This is a genomic window from Collinsella sp. TF06-26 (genome assembly GCF_002232035.1).
Taxonomy (GTDB): Bacteria; Actinomycetota; Coriobacteriia; order Coriobacteriales; family Coriobacteriaceae; genus Collinsella.
Genome location: NZ_NKXR01000041.1, coordinates 1 through 572 on the forward strand (window position 1 = coordinate 1; position 572 = coordinate 572).

A 572-nucleotide genomic window follows, 5' to 3' on the forward strand; every position below is an offset into this window, starting at 1 on the left:
TCATCGAGATTGAAGAAGGGGGAGGCCTCGCGGCCTCCCCCTTTTTTGCGTTTTATGCGACATTTGCCCTATCCGTTTTAGGAGTGCTCGGATTGGCTTTAGTCGAGGGCATCGTTGTCATCTGCGTTGAGGTAGAGCCGATCTTTTTGTTTATGTCGCTTTCTGTTGGCGCTCAGTCGGCTCTAGGGTTCTGTCGCCACGTATATCCGGACGGTTCTTTTGCTTCTTATTTCCAGTAAATCAATTAAGGGGTATTGTTTCAATCAAATACACTCCGCCAGCGGGGGCTCTATCTAATTAGTGATAGAGCCCCCGCTGGCGTTTTATAGGTTTGTTAACGTTGTCCTTCAATTTATGACGGGCTAACTAGCAGAGACCGACGAGGGTATAAAGATGCTATGTCTACAGTGGGCAGCAAGATTCCCGAGGTCATACGGTCTGTCCATGGTTTATGACCATATGTGTGACTCTGAGCAATTCGGAGCCCAGTTAATTTATTTGTGAACAAAATATGGAGTTCGCGATTCCCGCCCCCGGCGCCCCTCCGGTCTGGCAATATATCTCCTTGCCGC

Annotated in this window: 1 protein-coding gene; it reads left to right on the top strand. The window is 49.0% G+C overall.

Features of this window, described 5'->3' with window-relative positions:
- Positions 1–239 (top strand): hypothetical protein (locus CHY22_RS10105; RefSeq protein WP_168170441.1); only part of this gene is annotated, 239 nt, incomplete at its 5' end.
- Positions 240–572 lie beyond the last annotated feature (333 nt).